Genomic DNA, 15,499 nt, shown 5'->3' on the forward strand with positions numbered 1-15,499 from the left:
CTGACGGCGGCTCTGATGTCGCTTGCGGCTCATTTGCCGCCATCGTCCGAGGCCGGGTCCCCGGATTGGGTTTTCTGCGGATGGGTGGCTGGCGACGCGTTGCCCGCCCTGAGACGCCAATGCCGGCGCCATGGGCGCAACGCGGATGGCAGGATCAGTTTGAACTGGGCGGCGCGGCCGCGGATCGCGTCCTGGGTCCGTTGCAAAGTGCTGGCGATATGCGCCACGGACTCGCGCGCCTCGATCATCTGCCGCAGGTCGCGGTCGTCATCCTCGCTCCACGGGCGGCGATGGCGTTGTCGGCCGGATGAATCGCGATCGTTCATCGACGCCCTCGCTTGCGTGGCGGCGGGCGCTTCACGAAGCGGGCACGCAACGCTGTATCGGTCTCGCATATCATGACATGGGCACGACTGGTGATGCCTGCTCGCCAAAGCCGGGCGACCACGCCGCGATACTCGACACGATGCGCAAGCCGGGTCCCGGTCGGATGCCGCTCAAGGCGGTAGCTTTCGTCGATCCGGAACAGGAACGAGCCCATGCTCATGCGCCATGCGAATTCGATGGGCGCCGCGAGCGCCGTGATCCGCGCGAAGCTGTGCATCTTGCGCAACCGCCCCATCCCGAGCATCTTGCCGGTGTAGCGATACTCGATCTTCGCGCCGAGTGAGGGGTCCCCCACGAGCTCGATGAAGGGGTGCCAACTCGGATAGCGCTCAAAGTCGAGCAGCACCTCCCAGACCGCTTCGGGGCGGGCAGGAATAGCGATTTCGTTCTCAGCGGCGATCATGGCGGCGCCTCCCTAGAACCATCCCGCTCTCGGTCGCGGCGAGCCTTTGGGTGCCGGCACTTGTGGCGCGGCCAAGCCAGTCGCGCACCCTTGCGGTATGGGATTCAGTGCCGCGCGCGAACCCCCAAGCAGCAAACGCCGAGGCGGCGAGGATCGCAAGCGCCCAGGCGATCGCTTGCGGGTCGGGCGGCAGGCGCTCGGCGGCGATGAGCGCCGCGGTCGCCAGCGCCATCAGCGGGAAATGGATCGCGTAGAGCGAGAAGCTCGTTTCGCGGCCGTAGCGCGCGAGGTGGGCAATCCCGGGAAGCGCCGGCGTGCGTCGCAGAAGCAACCCTAGCAGCAACATCGCGAAACTGAACGCGAGCACCGGATCCTCGGCGGCAAACGCGCCTGTGCGTCCCCAGGCGAGGGTTGCCACGAACAGGAGCGCGCCGGGCAGCCAGAGCGTGTCACGGATGGCGCCGACTCGGGTGCGATTGGCCTCGCACCAGCGATAGACGAGGAAGAGCAGTGTGCCGAACAGCCAACTCAGGAAGTGGAAGAACAGGTCGGGATAGACGATGCCGAGCGCGAGGGTGAGCAGCGCGAAGGAGAAACGCCGCTGCGTCAGCGCGAACCACAGCGCAGGAAACCAGATATAGAACCAGAACTCATAGGCGAGGCTCCACAACGGGCCATTAGAGCCGAATGGCGCCACCACCAGCCCCTGGAGGAAGACGAGATTGCCGAGAAAGTCGGGAAGGGTGAGGTAGGTCGCGACGCTGCGCGGCAAGACATAGCTGCCGGTCTGCCCGAGATGGGTCGGCGAGCTCGTGGCGACCCCGGCAAAGTCGAACAGGCCGCCGAGCAGTAGCGCCGGTACCACCACCAGCAGCAGCCTTACGAGGCGATCCTTGAGATAGCCCGACCAGGTCCAGCGCGCTGGCGGCGTGAGCAGGATGCTGCGCGTGATCCAGAAGCCGCTGAGCACGAAGAACAGGATCACCGCGGGGTGGCCGAAGCCGGCGGCAAGGTAGAGAGACTTGACGAGAAGGTCGTCGGTCGGCCGGTAGTCCGCGATCAGCAGCGCCCAGATATGGCCGAAGGCGACGACGAGCGCGAGAACGGCGCGTAACGCATCCATATAGAGGAACGCGGGGTTAACTGCGGCAGCCCCGGCGCGGCCGGCGGGGTCGTTCCCGGTCATTTGCGGTATCCGAGCAGCCGCAGTGCATTGAACACGACGACGAGCGTCGAGCCCTCATGCGCCATCACGGCGGGACCGATACCGAGCCCCAAGATCGTCGCCGGCACGAGCACCGCGACCACGCCAAGGCTCACCACCAAATTCTGGCGGATGATCCGGCGGGTTGCGCGACTGAGCCCGACCGCGAACGGCAGATGCGCGAGATCGTCCGCCATCAGTGCGACATCGGCGGTCTCAAGCGCGACATCGGAGCCGGCCGCGCCCATCGCGATGCCGACGGTGGCATTGGCCATCGCCGGTGCGTCGTTGACGCCGTCGCCGACCATCGCGACCTTGTCGGTGGCGCGCAGTTTGCGGATCGCCTCGACCTTGTCCTCGGGCATGAGGTCGCCCCAGGCCTCGTCGAGCCCCACCTCCTTGGCGATCGACTCGGCGACCTTCTGATGATCGCCCGAGATCATGATCATCCGGGTGATACCCATCGCGTGGATACGGGCGATCGCTTCCTTCGCCGCAGCGCGTGGCGTGTCCATCAGCCCGATCGCGCCCAGATCCTGCACCCCGCGCCGGACCACCATGGTGGTCCGGCCCTGCTCGCGCAGCGCGGCGATCGCGCCCGCCATTTCGCCGGACAGCGGCGCGATGGCCCCGACCCCGAACATCTCGGCCTTGCCAATCAGCACCGTCTCGCCGTCCAGCGTCGCGCGAACGCCCTGGCCAGTGATGCTGATCAGGTCATGTGCGGGCGGCACCTCGCGTTCGCCGAGCCGATCCTGGCCATCGCGCGCGATCGCGCGGGCGAGTGGATGGTCACTTAGCCGCTCGACCGCGACCGCGGCGGCGAGCAGTTCACTGGGATCGATGCCCTGGGCCGGCACGATGTCGGTGATACGCGGGCGCCCTTCGGTGAGCGTGCCGGTCTTGTCGAACGCGATCGCCTTCAGCGAACCCAGTTCCTCCAGCGGCCCACCTCCCTTGATCAGCACACCGCCGCGCGCCGCGCGCGCGACACCCGAGAGCACCGCGCTCGGTGTGGCGATAGCGAGCGCGCAGGGGCTGGCCGCGACCAGCACCGCCATCGCCCGATAGAAGCTATCGCGGAACGGCTCGTCGACAACCACCCAGGCGAACAGCAACAGCACGGTCAGCCCGAGCACAGCAGGCACGAACACCCGCTCGAAGCGTTCGGTGAAGCGCTGGGTCGGCGACTTCTGGGTCTCGGCCTCGCTGACCAGCTGGACGACGCGAGCGAGCGCGGATTCTGTCGACTTGCGGGTGACCTCGACCTCAATCAGCCCGCTGCCGTTGATCGTGCCGGCGAACACGCGATAGGCGGCTTCGAGCGCTTCGGGCTGCGCGCGCGCTGCAGCTTCATCAGGCACGGGACGCTTGTCGACCGGCATGCTTTCGCCGGTGACCGGCGCCTGGTTGACGCTGCTCGTGCCCTTGACGAGGAACCCGTCGGCGGGGAGGCGCTCATCGGGCTTGACGACCACGGTGTCACCGATCACGAGGTCCTCGACCGGCAGCTCGACGAGCGCTTCGCCGCGGCGGACGAGCGCAGTCTGCGGCGCGAGTTCGGCCAGCGCCTCGATCGCGCGCTTGGCGCGGCCCATGGCATAATGTTCGAGTGCATGGCCGAGGCTGAACAGGAACAGGAGCAGCGCCCCTTCTGCCCAAGCGCCAAGCGCCGCCGCGCCGGCCGCGGCGACCAGCATCAGCGTGTCGATTTCGAATTTCTTGAGGCGCAGATTGTCGATCGCCTCGCGCAGTGTGAACCAGCCGCCAAAGCCATAGGCGCCGATATAGAGTGCGAGTGGCAGCCATTCGGGAACGGCGGCCAGAGTTTCGAGCAGGAAGCCGATGCCGAGCAGTGCGCCGCAGGCCAGCGCGAAGAACAACTCGGTGTTGGGGCCGAGCAGGCCGCCATGGGCATGGCCGTGTTCGCCCTCGCCATGATCATGCCCGGCGTGATCGTCGCCGGCGCCTCTGTCCGGCGTGACAGCGGGTGCGTTGGCGGGCGTCTTGCGCTCATGCACCCCGAGCTGGTCGAGGAAGCTGCGCAACGCCGCTTCGGAGGTCAGCGTGCGGTCGAACTCGATCCGCAGCGTGCCCGATGCGCTCGCCTCTGCCTCGATCACCCCGTTCACGCGCTGAAGCTGTTCGGCAATGCTGCGCGCGCGGCGCTGATGGCTGATCCCCTCGACGTCCCAGCGAAGATGGCCGAAGCGCTCGGTGATGTTCGCGCCGGCGGCGGTAGCGAGCTCGCGGATCCGCACCAGCGAGACGATGTCCGGATCGTAATGGACGCACAGATGCGCGGGCGCCTCGCCGGCCGCAGGAACGACATGCGCTTCTGCGATGCCGCGACGGCCGGCAAGTTCAGCGGTCAATCGCGCGACACAGGCGTCGGCCGCGTCGGCGACCTCGGGCAGCACTACAGGGATATCAATGCGCAGTATCTCGGTCATGATGTCTCCTCCCGGTCGCGATGGGATTGCCGATGGGTATCGCGCAGAATCTCGATGCCGCCCTTGATCGCGATCAGCGCGGTGAGCAGGCCGACGACGAGGTCGGGCCAGTTGCTGCCGAGCCACAGCACAAGGAGGCCGGCGACGAGGATCCCGCCATTGGAAATGAAGTCGTTGAAGCTGAAAGTGGTCGCGGCGCGAAGATTGACATCAGGCGCCTCGAGCCGCTGTAACAGGCGCAGGCACAGATAATTCACGGCGGCGGCGATCGCGGCCATGATCATCATGGTGGCGCCGATCGGCTCGCTGCCCTGGACATAGCGCCGGCCGACATCGATGAGGATACCGACCGCGAACAGCAGCAGCATTGCGCCTGACACATTGGCTGCGCGGCGCTTCCACGCCAGTCCGTGGCTGAGCGCCACGAGGCTCAACGCATAGACCGCCGCATCAGAGAGATTGTCGAGGCCGTTGGCGATTAGTGCGCTCGAATCGCCGACGAGCCCGGCGCCGAGAAAACCGCCCGCCAGCATCACGTTGAGTGCCAGAACCCACCATAAGGTGCGGCGTTCGCGGCGGTCGTCGGCTTGCGGTTGAGCCATGGTCCAGCATTCCGGATCGGAGACCCGCCGCCGCACGCGGCGGCGGGTCCGGGTTACCTTAGTGGGCGGGGAGCGGCGTTCCTCCCTGCGACGACGGCGTCTCGACTTCACTAACATCGGTCTCGCGACGTCCGTAGCGGGCGTATAGCGTCGGTAGGACGAACAGGGTGAGCAACGTCGCCGAGATCAGGCCGCCGATCACCACGGTGGCGAGCGGCTTCTGCACCTCGGCGCCCGATCCGGTGGCGATCGCCATCGGCACGAAGCCAAGCGAGGCGACCAACGCGGTCATCACTACCGGCCGCAACCGCGCGAGCGCACCTTGATAGGCCGCCTCGGCCCGGCTGACGCCGCGCGCCATCAGGTCCTGGATCGAGGTGACCATGACCAGCCCGTTCAAAACCGCGATGCCAGACAGGGCGATGAAGCCAACGGCTGCCGAGATCGAGAAGGGCATACCCCTCAGGAACAAGGCGAGTACCCCGCCAACCAACGCGAGCGGCACGCCGGTGAACACGATCGCTGCGTCGCGTACGCTTCCCAATGCCCCGTAGAGCAGCAGGATGATGAGCGCGAAGCAGGCCGGGACCACGAGCATGAGCCGGGCGCTAGCCGATTGGAGATTCTCGAACTGGCCGCCCCATTCGAGATACTGGCCGGCGGGCAGGCGAACGTCGCGCGCGATCGCCGCCCGCGCATCTTCGACCACCCCGGCCACATCGCGGCCGCGGACATTGGCCTGAACCACCACGCGGCGCTTGCCATTCTCGCGGCTGATCTGGTTGGGACCGGAGGTCACCGCGATATCGGCGACGCTCTCGAGCGGGACGAACGCCCCGTCGGGAGTCGGCACCGGTACCTGCCCCAATGTCTGGAGGTCGGCGCGCGCGGCATCGGTCAGCCGGATGGTCACCGCGAAGCGCCGGTCACCTTCGAAGATCATGCCGGCGTCGCGCCCGCCGATCGCGGCGGCGACGGTATCCTGCATGACCCGCGCGGTGATTCCGAGCCGCGCCATGGCATCTCGATTGGGGCGGATGTCGAGCATCGGTAGTCCCTCGGTCTGTTCGACGCGGACGTCGGTAGCGCCGTCCACGCCGCGCAGGATGCCGGCGATTTTGTTGGCGGTATCGTTCATCGCGTCGGTGTCGTCGCCGAACACCTTGACCGCGATGTCGCCGCGCACGCCTGCGATGAGCTCGTTGAACCGCATCTGGATCGGCTGGCTGATCTCGAACGCGTTGCCGGGAAGCCCCTCCAGCGCCTTCTCGATCTTGGCGACGACCTCGGCCTTGGTGAGGCTGGGGTCGGGCCAGTCCGCGTGCTTCTTCATGATGACGAAAGTGTCGGAGATGTTGGGCGGCATCGGATCCGAGGCGAGCTCGGCGGTGCCGGTCTTTGAGAAGACGAATTTGACCTCGGGAATGCTCGAGATCGCCTTTTCGACCTGGAACTGCATCGCCTGGCTCTGCTCGACCGAGGTACCCGGGACACGTAACACCTGGACGGTCGCGTCGCCTTCGTCGAGCTGAGGCAGAAACTCCTGACCCAGGGTCATGAAGGCGAGGATCGCGAGCAGGAAAGCGCCGACGCCCGCGAGGATCGTGACACGCGGCCGCGCCATCGCCCGGTCGAGACCGGGTTCATAGCGGCGCTTGAGCCAGGACATGATCCGGCCCTCCTTCTCCTCGACCGGCTTGGACAGCCAGATCGCGAGCATCGCCGGCACGAAGGTCAACGAGAGCACGAAGGCGAAGGCCAGCGCGAGGATGACGGTCAGTGCCATCGGCGTGAAGGTCTTGCCCTCGACCCCGGTCAGGGTGAGCAGCGGCACATAGACGAGGATGATGATCGCCTGGCCATAGACCGAGGGCCGGATCATCTCGCGCGCCGCGCCCGCCACTACCGACAGCCGTTCCCCCTTGTCGAGCGTGCGGCCGATATGGTGCTGACGTTCGGCGATGCGTCTCAGCGCATTCTCGACGATGATCACCGCGCCGTCGACGATCAGGCCGAAGTCCAACGCGCCAAGGCTCATCAGATTGGCCGAAACGCCGCCGCGCAACATGCCGAAGCTGGTCATCAGCATGGTGACCGGGATCACCAGCGCCGCGATCAGCGCCGCGCGGAAATTGCCGAGCAGCAGGAACAGCACGACGATGACCAGCAGCGCGCCTTCGGAGAGGTTCTTCGCCACCGTCTTGATCGTCGAATTGACCAGCCCGGTGCGGTCGAGCACCGGCTGGATGACGATGTCGGTCGGCAGCGAGGCGTTGACCTCGTCGAGCCGCGTGGCGACGGCCGAGGCGACGTTACGGCTGTTCTCCCCGATCCGCATGATCGCGGTGCCGACGACGACTTCCTGGGCATTTTCCGAGGCCGAACCCATGCGGATCGCCTGGCCGGTGCGCACAGTCGCGACCTGATTGAGCAGGATCGGCACACCTTCGCGGGTGGCGATGACGGTGCGTCCGAGCTGGTCGGCGTTGGCGATGCGCGCATCCGAACGCACCGCCAGACCCTCGCCGTTGCGGTCGACCGTGCCCGCGCCGACCGCGCTGTTGTTCTCCTCGAGCGCGGTCGCGAGGTCTCCGAGGCTGAGCTTCAGTGCGGTCAGCCGCTGCACGTCAGGGACGACCTGGAACTGCTTGACATAGCCGCCGATCGAATCGACGCCGGCAAGGCCCGGAACGGATTTGAGCAGCGGCGCGACGATCCAGTCCTGCGTCGTGCGCAGATAGGTTGCTTTGTCGGCTTCGCTCACCAGCCGTTCACCCTCAGGCGTCAGGTAGCTCCCGTCGGGCTGGATACCCGGTTCGCCGGGCTTGTGCTTGTCCTCGGGCCGGTGGGCCATGTGGACGGTCCACATATAGACTTCACCAAGACCCGTGGCGATCGGACCCATTTCTGGTGTCGCACCCGCAGGCAGGCTTTCCTCCGCGGTGCGCAGCCGCTCCGCGACCTGCTGGCGTGCGAAATAGATGTTGGTGGAATCGGTGAACACTGCGGTCACCTGCGCGAAGCCGTTGCGGCTGAGCGAGCGGGTATGTTCGAGACCGGGCACGCCGGCGAGCGCGGTCTCGATCGGGAAGGCGACCTGCTTCTCGACCAACTCGGGTGAGAGCGCGGGCGCGCGGATATTGATCTGGACTTGGTTGTTGGTGATGTCGGGAACCGCATCGATCGGTAGCCGGCTCAACGAGACGGCGCCGATGACGGTGGCGATGAGGGTCATGAGCAGGACGAACCAGCGCCGCTCGACCGCAAAGGTGACAATACGTTCGATCATGGCTTAGTGTCCGTGCTCCGCCTCGCCCTTTCCGAGCTCGGCCTTGAGGGTGAAGCTGCCGGTACCGGCGATCTCTTCGCGGCCGGTGAGGCCTGAGGTCACGACGACCGAGCCGGAGCTGTGCGCACCGACGGTCACGGGCACGGCCCGGAACCCACTCGATGTGCGTACGAACACGACCTGACGATTCTCGACGGTCTGGAGCGCCGAGGCGGGCACGCTGACGGCGCCGCCGCCCTGACCGGGCAGTTGCACCACCGCGGTGACCGGCTCGCCGACGCGCCACTGGCCGGCGCTGTTGTCGATCAGCGCGATTACGGTGACGAGCCGGGTGGTCTCGTCGAGTACCGGCGAGACGAAGCTCACCTGCGCCGCCGAACGGCGTCCGCCCGAGCTGATCTCGACCGGCGCGCCGACCGCGACGCGTGCGGCATCGGCGGGCGACAACGACACGGTCACCGCGACCCGCGACAGGTTGGAGACGCGGAACAGCTCGGCGTCCGCGGCCACGGTCTGCCCGAGGACCACCGGGCGCGCGGTGATGCGCCCCGCGATTGGCGCGGTCACGCCGATGCGGTTGAGCGCGCCGCCGCTGACCCCGGCGGCCGAAACCTGCTGTCGGGCGAGCCGCAGCGCGATGCTTGCCTCGGTGGCGGCGGTGCGCGCGGCGATCACGTCGCGCTCGGGCGAGACGCGCAGCTTGAACAGCCGCTCCTCGCGCGCGAGGTTGGACTGGGCGAGCGCGCTGCGCGCCTGCGCCGCCTCGACCTCGGCGCGGATCGTGGCGGCCTCGCGGCTCTCGATCACCGCGACGACCTGACCGCGCGTGACCGGCTGACCGAGATTATAGTTGAGCGCGACGACGCGCCCGCCGATCGCCGCCGAGACGACCTGCGTTCCCTGCGGGTCGCCCTCGATCGTTGCGGGCAACTGCAGCGTGCCGCCGCCGCGCGACACCGGACGCACAATCTCAATGCCTGCGGCGCGGATCTGCTGCGCGGTGAGCGTGATCGTGCCCTCCTCGCCGCCGCCTTCGCTCTCGCCTTTCTTGTGTGCGCCCTCGGCCTCGCTGTGCCCGGCTTCGCCTTCCTTGTGCCCCGCCTCGCCCTCGGCATGGCCGGCCTCGGTGCTGTTGTTGGCGGCGGGGTCGCCGCCGCCGCATCCGGCGAGCAGCAACGCCAGCGCGAGCGGAGTCGCGCCTCCAATGATGAGCTTGTTCATCGTCAATTCCCTGTTGCCGCCGGCACGGGCGCCGGCGCGGTGAGCCGGGCCAGACGGGCCTCGGCGTCGTGATATTGGGCGAGCGCGTCGACCGCGGCGCGGCGCGTGTCGAGCAGGGTCCGCTCGGCATCGAGCAGCACAATCTGGTCGAACTTGCCCTCGCCATAGCCGAGGCGCGCGATGCGCGCGGATTCGGTCGCGGCGGCGAGCGCGGGTCCCGATGCGCGCACTGCGGCCGCCGCGCGATCGCGGTCGGCGCGCGCTGCGGTGATCGCCTGCTCCGCCTCGAACAAGGCGACGCGGCGCTGCGCATCGACCCGGTCGCGCTCGGCCAGCGCCTGGTTCACGCTGGCCCGGCCATTATTGAAGATCGGCAACGGCACCGATACGCTGAACACCATAGCCTGATCCTTGGTCGCGGTCAGCCGCCGCGTACCCGCACTCACCGTGAGGTCGGGCACACGCTGGCTGCGCGCCAGCCGCACCCGTGCTTCGGCTGCCGATACGTCGGCGCGGGCGATCGCCAACGCGAGCGTGCCGTCGGCGCGGACCGGCTCTTGTGGGCCGTAGCCGCCGACGCGCTCATACCAGGCGGCGTCGAGACTTTCGTTCAACGGCCGGCCGAGATAGCGCTCAAGCGTTGCACGCGCCGCTTCGGCCGCGCGCTGCGCCTGGGCGAGCTCGGTCTCGGCATTCACCTGCTGGAGCTGGGCGCGTTGCTCGTCGATCGGCGAGTTGGCGCCCGCCTCAACCCGGTCGCGTGCGATCCGAAGATTTTCCGTGGTCACCGTAATCTGGCTTTCGGCGATCGCGCGGCGGCGCTCGCTGGCGATGGCCTGGACATAGGCTTGGACTACGCCCAGCCGCAGGTCGGCACCCGCCACCAAGGTCTGTATTCGCGCGCGGGTGATTTCGGCCTCGGAGACGGCGATGCGCGCCGAACGCTTGCCGCCAAGCTCGATCGGTAGCGCGAAATTGACCGTCGTCTCGGATTCGTCGAGGCCACGATAGGGTCCGGTGCCGAGAATGTTCTCGACGTCGGTGGTAACGGTGGGATTGGGCCTCAGTCCCGCGACGACGCGGCCCGCCTCAGCCGCACGAATCCCAGCTTCGGCAACGTCGCCGGTTGGGGACACAGCACCTGCCTGGGCGAGCGCGTCGTCGATCGTGAGGACGTCGCCGGCCGAGGCCGGTGGCGACGTCTGCGCCTGCGCGATTCCCGCGCAGGACACCGCGGCCAGAAGGGCCGCGAGGATACGATGCATGTAAATACTCCTGACAAACCAAGCCATGCCGCGCAGGCGCGGCCGAGTGGTTGTCAGGCTTGCGGTGGTCTCAACGCGGGATCGCTGCGCGCGGCATACAGCGCCGGCGCCATTCGCACGAACGGCGCAGTCGAGGGCAGGGCGTGGCTGACGGCCGACTTCTCGGGCATGATCGCCATGAGGTGGTGGCCATGGCAACCATGCTGATGCCCATAGCCCTGGTCGGAGGCGGGCTTGCCCGGCTCCTCATTTCCCGAATGGACCTCGGCCTTGTCCGAGGCCTGCTCGGCGCAGACGCTGCGCTCCGCCGCATGCGCAACCGCCCCCGTGCCCATCGACAGGGCTGCGAGCGCACACAGGAGCAGGAGGAGGAAACGATGCATTGAACAGTGCCCATATCGCAGTGCGAGGTGCTTGTCACCCCAGTAAAATCAGGCAGATGAAGGTTGGCCCAAGCACAATTGTTGATATAATATATCAATTCTATTCCAAGAACGATTCGTGCCATGACGATCGCAAGTAGAATGGAAGTTGTTACTTTACATCATTTTTCCAACTGATATCATGTCTCAACATGATCGTGCGAATTTGATCTTGAAGTAGAACCTGTTTGATCGCAAGGAATGTTGCAATGGGAGCCGCGTCATACTGCGCATCGCACGCGGCGCCGCGACGCATTACCGACGTTTCCCGGGACGAGGAACGATGCCCCGCCTGCTGATCGCAATTCTTCTCGGTATGACCATGGTAGGCGAGTCGGCGCTGCACGGCGTTGAGCCGATGCCGGTTGCGACGACGATCGCGACTGATCGCTGCGCCGAGGAAGGGGTGTCGGCGACGCAGGACCAGCGTGAGGCCGACGGGCAGCGCCGCGAGCTGCCAGCCCATTTACATCTCTGTCACCATCACCATGCCGGGGTGTTCGCCGACGTCACGCTGACGCCGGTGATACAGTCGCGCAGCCCGGGCTGTGCCCGCTATGACTTCCGCGTGCACGGCGAGGTCCCGTCCAGAGCGCTGCGACCGCCGATCGCCTGACGATGTACGACGCCGCTCCCGCGCGGCTTTCCCATCGCTCAGGAGATTGATCCCATGCACCGTTTCGTTGCCTTGGCCGCGTGTGTCGCGACCGTCCTTCCCGCGTCTGTCGCTCACGCCCAGGACGCGCCGCCCGCCGCGGATTCCGGCCCGGTCACCACGCTGCGCGCGGCACTGCGCCATGCCTATCGCACCAATCCCGGGCTTACCGCCGCGCGCGCCGGGCTGCGCGCGATCGACGAAGGGGTCCCGATCGCCAAGGCGGCGGCGCGGCCGACGCTCAGCGCGACCGCCGATTATCAGGAATATGTGCTGACCTCGGCCAACAGCCTGTCGGCGCCGAGCCGTGCCTTTGCCGCCAACGGCAATCTGTCGTTCCCGTTGTTCCAGGGCGGGCGCGTCGCCAATTCGATCCGCGCCGCCGATGCCCGGGTCGAATCGGGACGCTCGAATCTGCGCGCGACCGAGGCGGACGTCTTCAACGCGATCGTCTCGGTTTATATGGACGTGCTGCGCGACGAGGCGATCGTCCAGCTCAACACGCGCAACGTCACGGTGCTCGCGACCAACCTCCAGGCGTCGCGCGACCGGTTCGAGGTCGGGGACCTGACCCGCACCGATGTCGCGCAGTCCGAGGCACGCCTGTCGCTGGCGCGTGGGCAGCTCCAGGCGGCGCAGGCCCAGCTGATCGCGAGCCGCGAGAATTACATCCGCTTCGTCGGGCTGGTACCCGGCCAGCTCGCCTATCCGGCGCCGCTGCCGGGGTTGCCCGGTTCCGCCGAGCAGGCGACCGCGATCGCGCTCGGCGGCAACCCGCTGCTGGACGCGGCGCGCACCGACGCACAGGCGGCGGGCTATGACGTGCGCGTCGCCCGGGCGGCGCGGCTGCCGCGGCTCTCGGCGGTGGGGTCGAGCGGCTACAATAATTATCTGGGGTCGCTGACCAGCTCGCTGCCGGGTCGGACCTTCCTTCAATCCCAGACCAGCGCGACGATCGGCCTGTCGGCGACGATCCCGCTCTATCAGGGCGGGTTGCCGGGGGCGCAGGTGCGCCGCGCCCAAGCGCTGCACGGTCAGTCGCTCGAGCAGGTGACGCTGGTCGAGCGCCGCATCGTCGCCGAGGTGCGCGCGGCGTTCGCCCGGCATCGAGCGGCGCTCGAACTGATCCGGTCGGCGGAGGATGCGGTCGCGGCGAACACGCTCGCGGTCGAAGGCGTGCGCGCCGAGCTGACGGTGGGTACGCGCAACGTGCTCGACGTGCTCAACGCCGAGCAGGAATTGCTCAATGCGCGGGTGCAGCTCGTCACTGCGCGGCGCGACGCCTATGTCGCTGCGTTCGGGCTGCTGGTGGCGATGGGGCAGGCCGAGGCACATGATCTTGGGCTATTTAGTAGCGGTGGCAAGAGTTCCCACGACGAACCACTGCGGTCAGCCGCCTCGCCGAGCACCGTTGATGGAGGTGTTCCGCGAATGGCACTTCCCAACAGTTTGACACAGTGAGTGGCGCGCGGTGACCTCCTGTCTCGACCGAAACACACGCGATGACCCAAATTCGGGATAGGTAATTGTGGTACATTAGCATTGAAGATGGAGTCTTCAGCGATATCCGTTACCGAGCGAGTCGCTGAGATGCGCGTTTGCACCGCAAATGGTGATTGGGACCCAAGCGCCGACAGCCCTTGCGATAGGCTGGAGGGAAGGCTGACCGCTCCAGTTCGAGCGCCGAGTTGCTAAATCGCTGAACGGGCTTATCCTTCCGTTCGCGTCGTCGGCACGACGGCGCCGAGGCGTGAGAACCTCGCTTGAGAAGCCATGGTCTCGCACGGCGCATTGCCGGGTGGCCGTCGCACATGTCCAGGCCGCATGCGGCTAAAGGCGTCGGCGCGTGTCTCAAGCATGTTCTCAACACCCGGCTTTCGCCGGCTCCGCCTCGAAAAAGCGGAGCGGCATATGGCGAGGTTTCAGCTTCCAATCCGGTTCCGTCGGCAGACGGAGGCACCATGCTCGAGCGCATGAGGCTGGCGCGCGAGCTTCCCGGCGGCATCGGCGAGAGCGAGCCGCTGCCGCCCGAGGATCGCGTCGTTCCGACGGTCACCGGCCGGCTCGAGACGCTGTTTCGCGAGCACCGGCCGCGGCTGCTCCGCTTCCTGTCGCGTCGGACCACCAACGACACCGCCGAGGACCTGACCCAGCAGGCGTTCGTCCGTCTCGCGGCGCTCGACCAGAACGTCGTCGATCGGCTCGAGAGCCCCGAGGCCTATCTGCACCGGACCGCGGTGAATCTCCTGAAGGACGAGGCCAAGGCTGCCGCGCGCCATGCCGCGCATCTGCATGTCTGCGTGGACGACGTCGCCATCATGGGGCCAGATCAGATCGCCGCGCTCGAAGCGCGGGATATGCTCGCGCGGCTCGAAGCTGCTATGCTGCGATTGAAGCCGCGGACACGGGAGATCTTCTTGGCGCATCGAATCGACGGCTATAGCTATGCCGAGATCGCAGCCCGGACCGGGCTCGGGATCAAGGCGGTCGAGAAGCATATGAGCCGTGCCATCGCCCATATCGACGGCCATTCGTCGCTCCGATGACCGTACCGGCCGGGGAGGATCAGGCTACGGCACGCGCGCGGCAGGAGGCCGCCGACTGGTTCGCGCGGCTGCGCGCGGGTGCGAGCGAAGCCGAGCTGGCCGCGTTCGCGGCATGGCGCGCCGACGCCCTGAACAGCGAGACCTATGACCGGCTCGCACGGCAATGGGAACAATTCAGCTTCCTTGCCAATACCAGCCTCGGCCGGGGTCGCGACCTCTCCCGCGCCAGCGTCTGGCACCGGCAGCCGATCGTGCGCGTCGCGGCGGTCGCCGCCCTTCTGGTGCTGATCGTCGGCAGCGGCCTGTTGCTGCGGGTCGGCATGCAACCGGACCCGGCAGCGGCGCCGGTCGCTTATGCCAGCAACGCCGATGCGGTTCGGACCGTGACGCTGGCGGACGGCTCGCGGGTCACGCTCGATCGGGGCAGCGCCGTGCGGGTCGCCTATAGTGCGTCCCAGCGCCAGCTCGAGCTTCTCAAGGGACGTGCGCGGTTCGATGTCGCGCATGATAGCGCTCGGCCGTTCGCGGTGCGCGCGGACGGCGGGACGGTCATCGCGCATGGGACGATCTTCGACGTCGCGCTCCGCCCGGGGCTTGTCCGCGTCGTCCTGTTGCGCGGTTCGGTCGAGGTCCGTCCCGACCCGGTGATCGCACGCGGCGCGCCGGGCCGGATGCTCGTGCCGGGCCAAGCATCGGTCTATGCACCTGGCAAGGCGCCTTCGCCGCCGGTCGCCGCCGATCCCGCCGACACCGCCTGGCCGGGAGCCATGCTCTCGTTCGAGGCAACGCCGCTGCGCGAGGCGGTTGCCGGGTTCAACCGCCGCAACGCCGTCAAGCTGGTGCTGGGCTCCGAGCGGATCGGAACCCTCCGGATCACCGGCGCCTTCGCTGCCGACGATCCGGCAGGGTTCGCCGAAGCAGCGGCGGCAATGTTCCAGCTCGATCTTCGCCGCCAGCCCGACGCATCGCTCTCGCTGCACTAGGCACACGCAAAAGCCGTAGGGTAATTCCCGCCCGCGTCGTTTCCGCACCGAATGGCACCAGCAAGGATG

Annotated in this window: 13 protein-coding genes; 4 read left to right on the top strand and 9 right to left on the bottom strand. The window is 67.4% G+C overall.

All coding sequences use genetic code 11. The features are described 5' to 3' along the window. Nucleotides 1-29 precede the first annotated feature (29 nt). From BDW16_RS14970 to BDW16_RS15010, 9 genes are read right to left on the bottom strand one after another with little or no spacing between them, the layout of a single operon-like run. A complete protein-coding gene (locus tag BDW16_RS14970) occupies nucleotides 30-326 on the bottom strand; it encodes a hypothetical protein (protein WP_066661165.1) in 297 nt (98 codons plus the stop codon). Beyond that, nucleotides 323-790, bottom strand: a complete 468-nt coding sequence (locus BDW16_RS14975; protein WP_066573194.1) for an SRPBCC domain-containing protein — start codon at nucleotides 788-790, stop codon at nucleotides 323-325. The genes BDW16_RS14970 and BDW16_RS14975 overlap by 4 nt, the downstream gene beginning before the upstream one ends. Next, nucleotides 777-1,976 carry an acyltransferase family protein gene (locus BDW16_RS14980; protein ID WP_066573196.1) on the bottom strand — a complete coding sequence of 400 codons (1,200 nt, stop codon included), beginning with the start codon at nucleotides 1,974-1,976 and terminating at the stop codon, nucleotides 777-779. The genes BDW16_RS14975 and BDW16_RS14980 overlap by 14 nt, the downstream gene beginning before the upstream one ends. Then, nucleotides 1,973-4,447 carry a heavy metal translocating P-type ATPase gene (locus BDW16_RS14985; RefSeq protein ID WP_066573199.1) on the bottom strand — a complete coding sequence of 825 codons (2,475 nt, stop codon included), beginning with the start codon at nucleotides 4,445-4,447 and terminating at the stop codon, nucleotides 1,973-1,975. The genes BDW16_RS14980 and BDW16_RS14985 overlap by 4 nt, the downstream gene beginning before the upstream one ends. Continuing rightward, a complete protein-coding gene (locus tag BDW16_RS14990) occupies nucleotides 4,444-5,049 on the bottom strand; it encodes a cation efflux transmembrane domain-containing protein (RefSeq protein ID WP_066573201.1) in 606 nt (201 codons plus the stop codon). Before BDW16_RS14990 ends, BDW16_RS14985 begins: the two co-directional genes overlap by 4 nt. A 58-nt stretch (nucleotides 5,050-5,107) precedes the next feature. Further along, nucleotides 5,108-8,338 carry an efflux RND transporter permease subunit gene (locus BDW16_RS14995; RefSeq protein WP_066573203.1) on the bottom strand — a complete coding sequence of 1,077 codons (3,231 nt, stop codon included), beginning with the start codon at nucleotides 8,336-8,338 and terminating at the stop codon, nucleotides 5,108-5,110. A 3-nt stretch (nucleotides 8,339-8,341) separates the two neighbouring features. Then, the gene (locus BDW16_RS15000) at nucleotides 8,342-9,559 is read right to left on the bottom strand and encodes an efflux RND transporter periplasmic adaptor subunit (protein WP_066573205.1); all 1,218 of its coding nucleotides are present in this window, start codon (nucleotides 9,557-9,559) and stop codon (nucleotides 8,342-8,344) included. A gap of 2 nt (nucleotides 9,560-9,561) precedes the next feature. Next, entirely contained in the window at nucleotides 9,562-10,824 is a 1,263-nt protein-coding gene (locus tag BDW16_RS15005) for a TolC family protein (RefSeq protein ID WP_066573207.1), read from the bottom strand. A 53-nt stretch (nucleotides 10,825-10,877) separates the two neighbouring features. Further along, nucleotides 10,878-11,207 carry a hypothetical protein gene (locus BDW16_RS15010; RefSeq protein WP_066573210.1) on the bottom strand — a complete coding sequence of 110 codons (330 nt, stop codon included), beginning with the start codon at nucleotides 11,205-11,207 and terminating at the stop codon, nucleotides 10,878-10,880. 322 nt (nucleotides 11,208-11,529) lie between these two features. Between BDW16_RS15010 and BDW16_RS15015 the strand changes: the two genes are divergently transcribed. The 4 genes from BDW16_RS15015 to BDW16_RS15030 all read left to right on the top strand — a co-directional run bounded on the left by BDW16_RS15015 (nucleotide 11,530) and on the right by BDW16_RS15030 (nucleotide 15,430). Continuing rightward, nucleotides 11,530-11,862 carry a hypothetical protein gene (locus tag BDW16_RS15015; RefSeq protein WP_066573213.1) on the top strand — a complete coding sequence of 111 codons (333 nt, stop codon included), beginning with the start codon at nucleotides 11,530-11,532 and terminating at the stop codon, nucleotides 11,860-11,862. A 54-nt stretch (nucleotides 11,863-11,916) separates the two neighbouring features. Continuing rightward, nucleotides 11,917-13,362 (top strand): TolC family outer membrane protein, encoded by a 1,446-nt coding sequence (locus BDW16_RS15020; protein ID WP_083629803.1) that lies wholly within the window; start codon nucleotides 11,917-11,919, stop codon nucleotides 13,360-13,362. 500 nt (nucleotides 13,363-13,862) lie between these two features. Continuing rightward, entirely contained in the window at nucleotides 13,863-14,447 is a 585-nt protein-coding gene (locus BDW16_RS15025) for an RNA polymerase sigma factor (RefSeq protein ID WP_231733682.1), read from the top strand. Continuing rightward, nucleotides 14,444-15,430 (top strand): FecR family protein, encoded by a 987-nt coding sequence (locus BDW16_RS15030; protein WP_066573215.1) that lies wholly within the window; start codon nucleotides 14,444-14,446, stop codon nucleotides 15,428-15,430. The genes BDW16_RS15025 and BDW16_RS15030 overlap by 4 nt, the downstream gene beginning before the upstream one ends. Nucleotides 15,431-15,499: the final 69 nt, after the last annotated feature.

Origin of the sequence: Sphingomonas koreensis, from assembly GCF_002797435.1 — a bacterium.
GTDB classification, from domain to species: Bacteria; Pseudomonadota; Alphaproteobacteria; order Sphingomonadales; family Sphingomonadaceae; genus Sphingomonas; species Sphingomonas koreensis.

Excerpts from the sequence above, each read along its gene's own strand:
- BDW16_RS14970 (WP_066661165.1), bottom strand. The coding sequence starts at position 326 with ATGAACGATCGCGATTCATCCGGCCGACAACGCCATCGCCGCCCGTGG.
- BDW16_RS14975 (WP_066573194.1), bottom strand. The coding sequence starts at position 790 with ATGATCGCCGCTGAGAACGAAATCGCTATTCCTGCCCGCCCCGAAGCG.
- BDW16_RS14980 (WP_066573196.1), bottom strand. The coding sequence starts at position 1,976 with ATGACCGGGAACGACCCCGCCGGCCGCGCCGGGGCTGCCGCAGTTAAC.
- BDW16_RS14985 (WP_066573199.1), bottom strand. The coding sequence starts at position 4,447 with ATGACCGAGATACTGCGCATTGATATCCCTGTAGTGCTGCCCGAGGTC.
- BDW16_RS14990 (WP_066573201.1), bottom strand. The coding sequence starts at position 5,049 with ATGGCTCAACCGCAAGCCGACGACCGCCGCGAACGCCGCACCTTATGG.
- BDW16_RS14995 (WP_066573203.1), bottom strand. The coding sequence starts at position 8,338 with ATGATCGAACGTATTGTCACCTTTGCGGTCGAGCGGCGCTGGTTCGTC.
- BDW16_RS15000 (WP_066573205.1), bottom strand. The coding sequence starts at position 9,559 with ATGAACAAGCTCATCATTGGAGGCGCGACTCCGCTCGCGCTGGCGTTG.
- BDW16_RS15005 (WP_066573207.1), bottom strand. The coding sequence starts at position 10,824 with ATGCATCGTATCCTCGCGGCCCTTCTGGCCGCGGTGTCCTGCGCGGGA.
- BDW16_RS15010 (WP_066573210.1), bottom strand. The coding sequence starts at position 11,207 with ATGCATCGTTTCCTCCTCCTGCTCCTGTGTGCGCTCGCAGCCCTGTCG.
- BDW16_RS15015 (WP_066573213.1), top strand. The coding sequence starts at position 11,530 with ATGCCCCGCCTGCTGATCGCAATTCTTCTCGGTATGACCATGGTAGGC.
- BDW16_RS15020 (WP_083629803.1), top strand. The coding sequence starts at position 11,917 with ATGCACCGTTTCGTTGCCTTGGCCGCGTGTGTCGCGACCGTCCTTCCC.
- BDW16_RS15025 (WP_231733682.1), top strand. The coding sequence starts at position 13,863 with ATGCTCGAGCGCATGAGGCTGGCGCGCGAGCTTCCCGGCGGCATCGGC.
- BDW16_RS15030 (WP_066573215.1), top strand. The coding sequence starts at position 14,444 with ATGACCGTACCGGCCGGGGAGGATCAGGCTACGGCACGCGCGCGGCAG.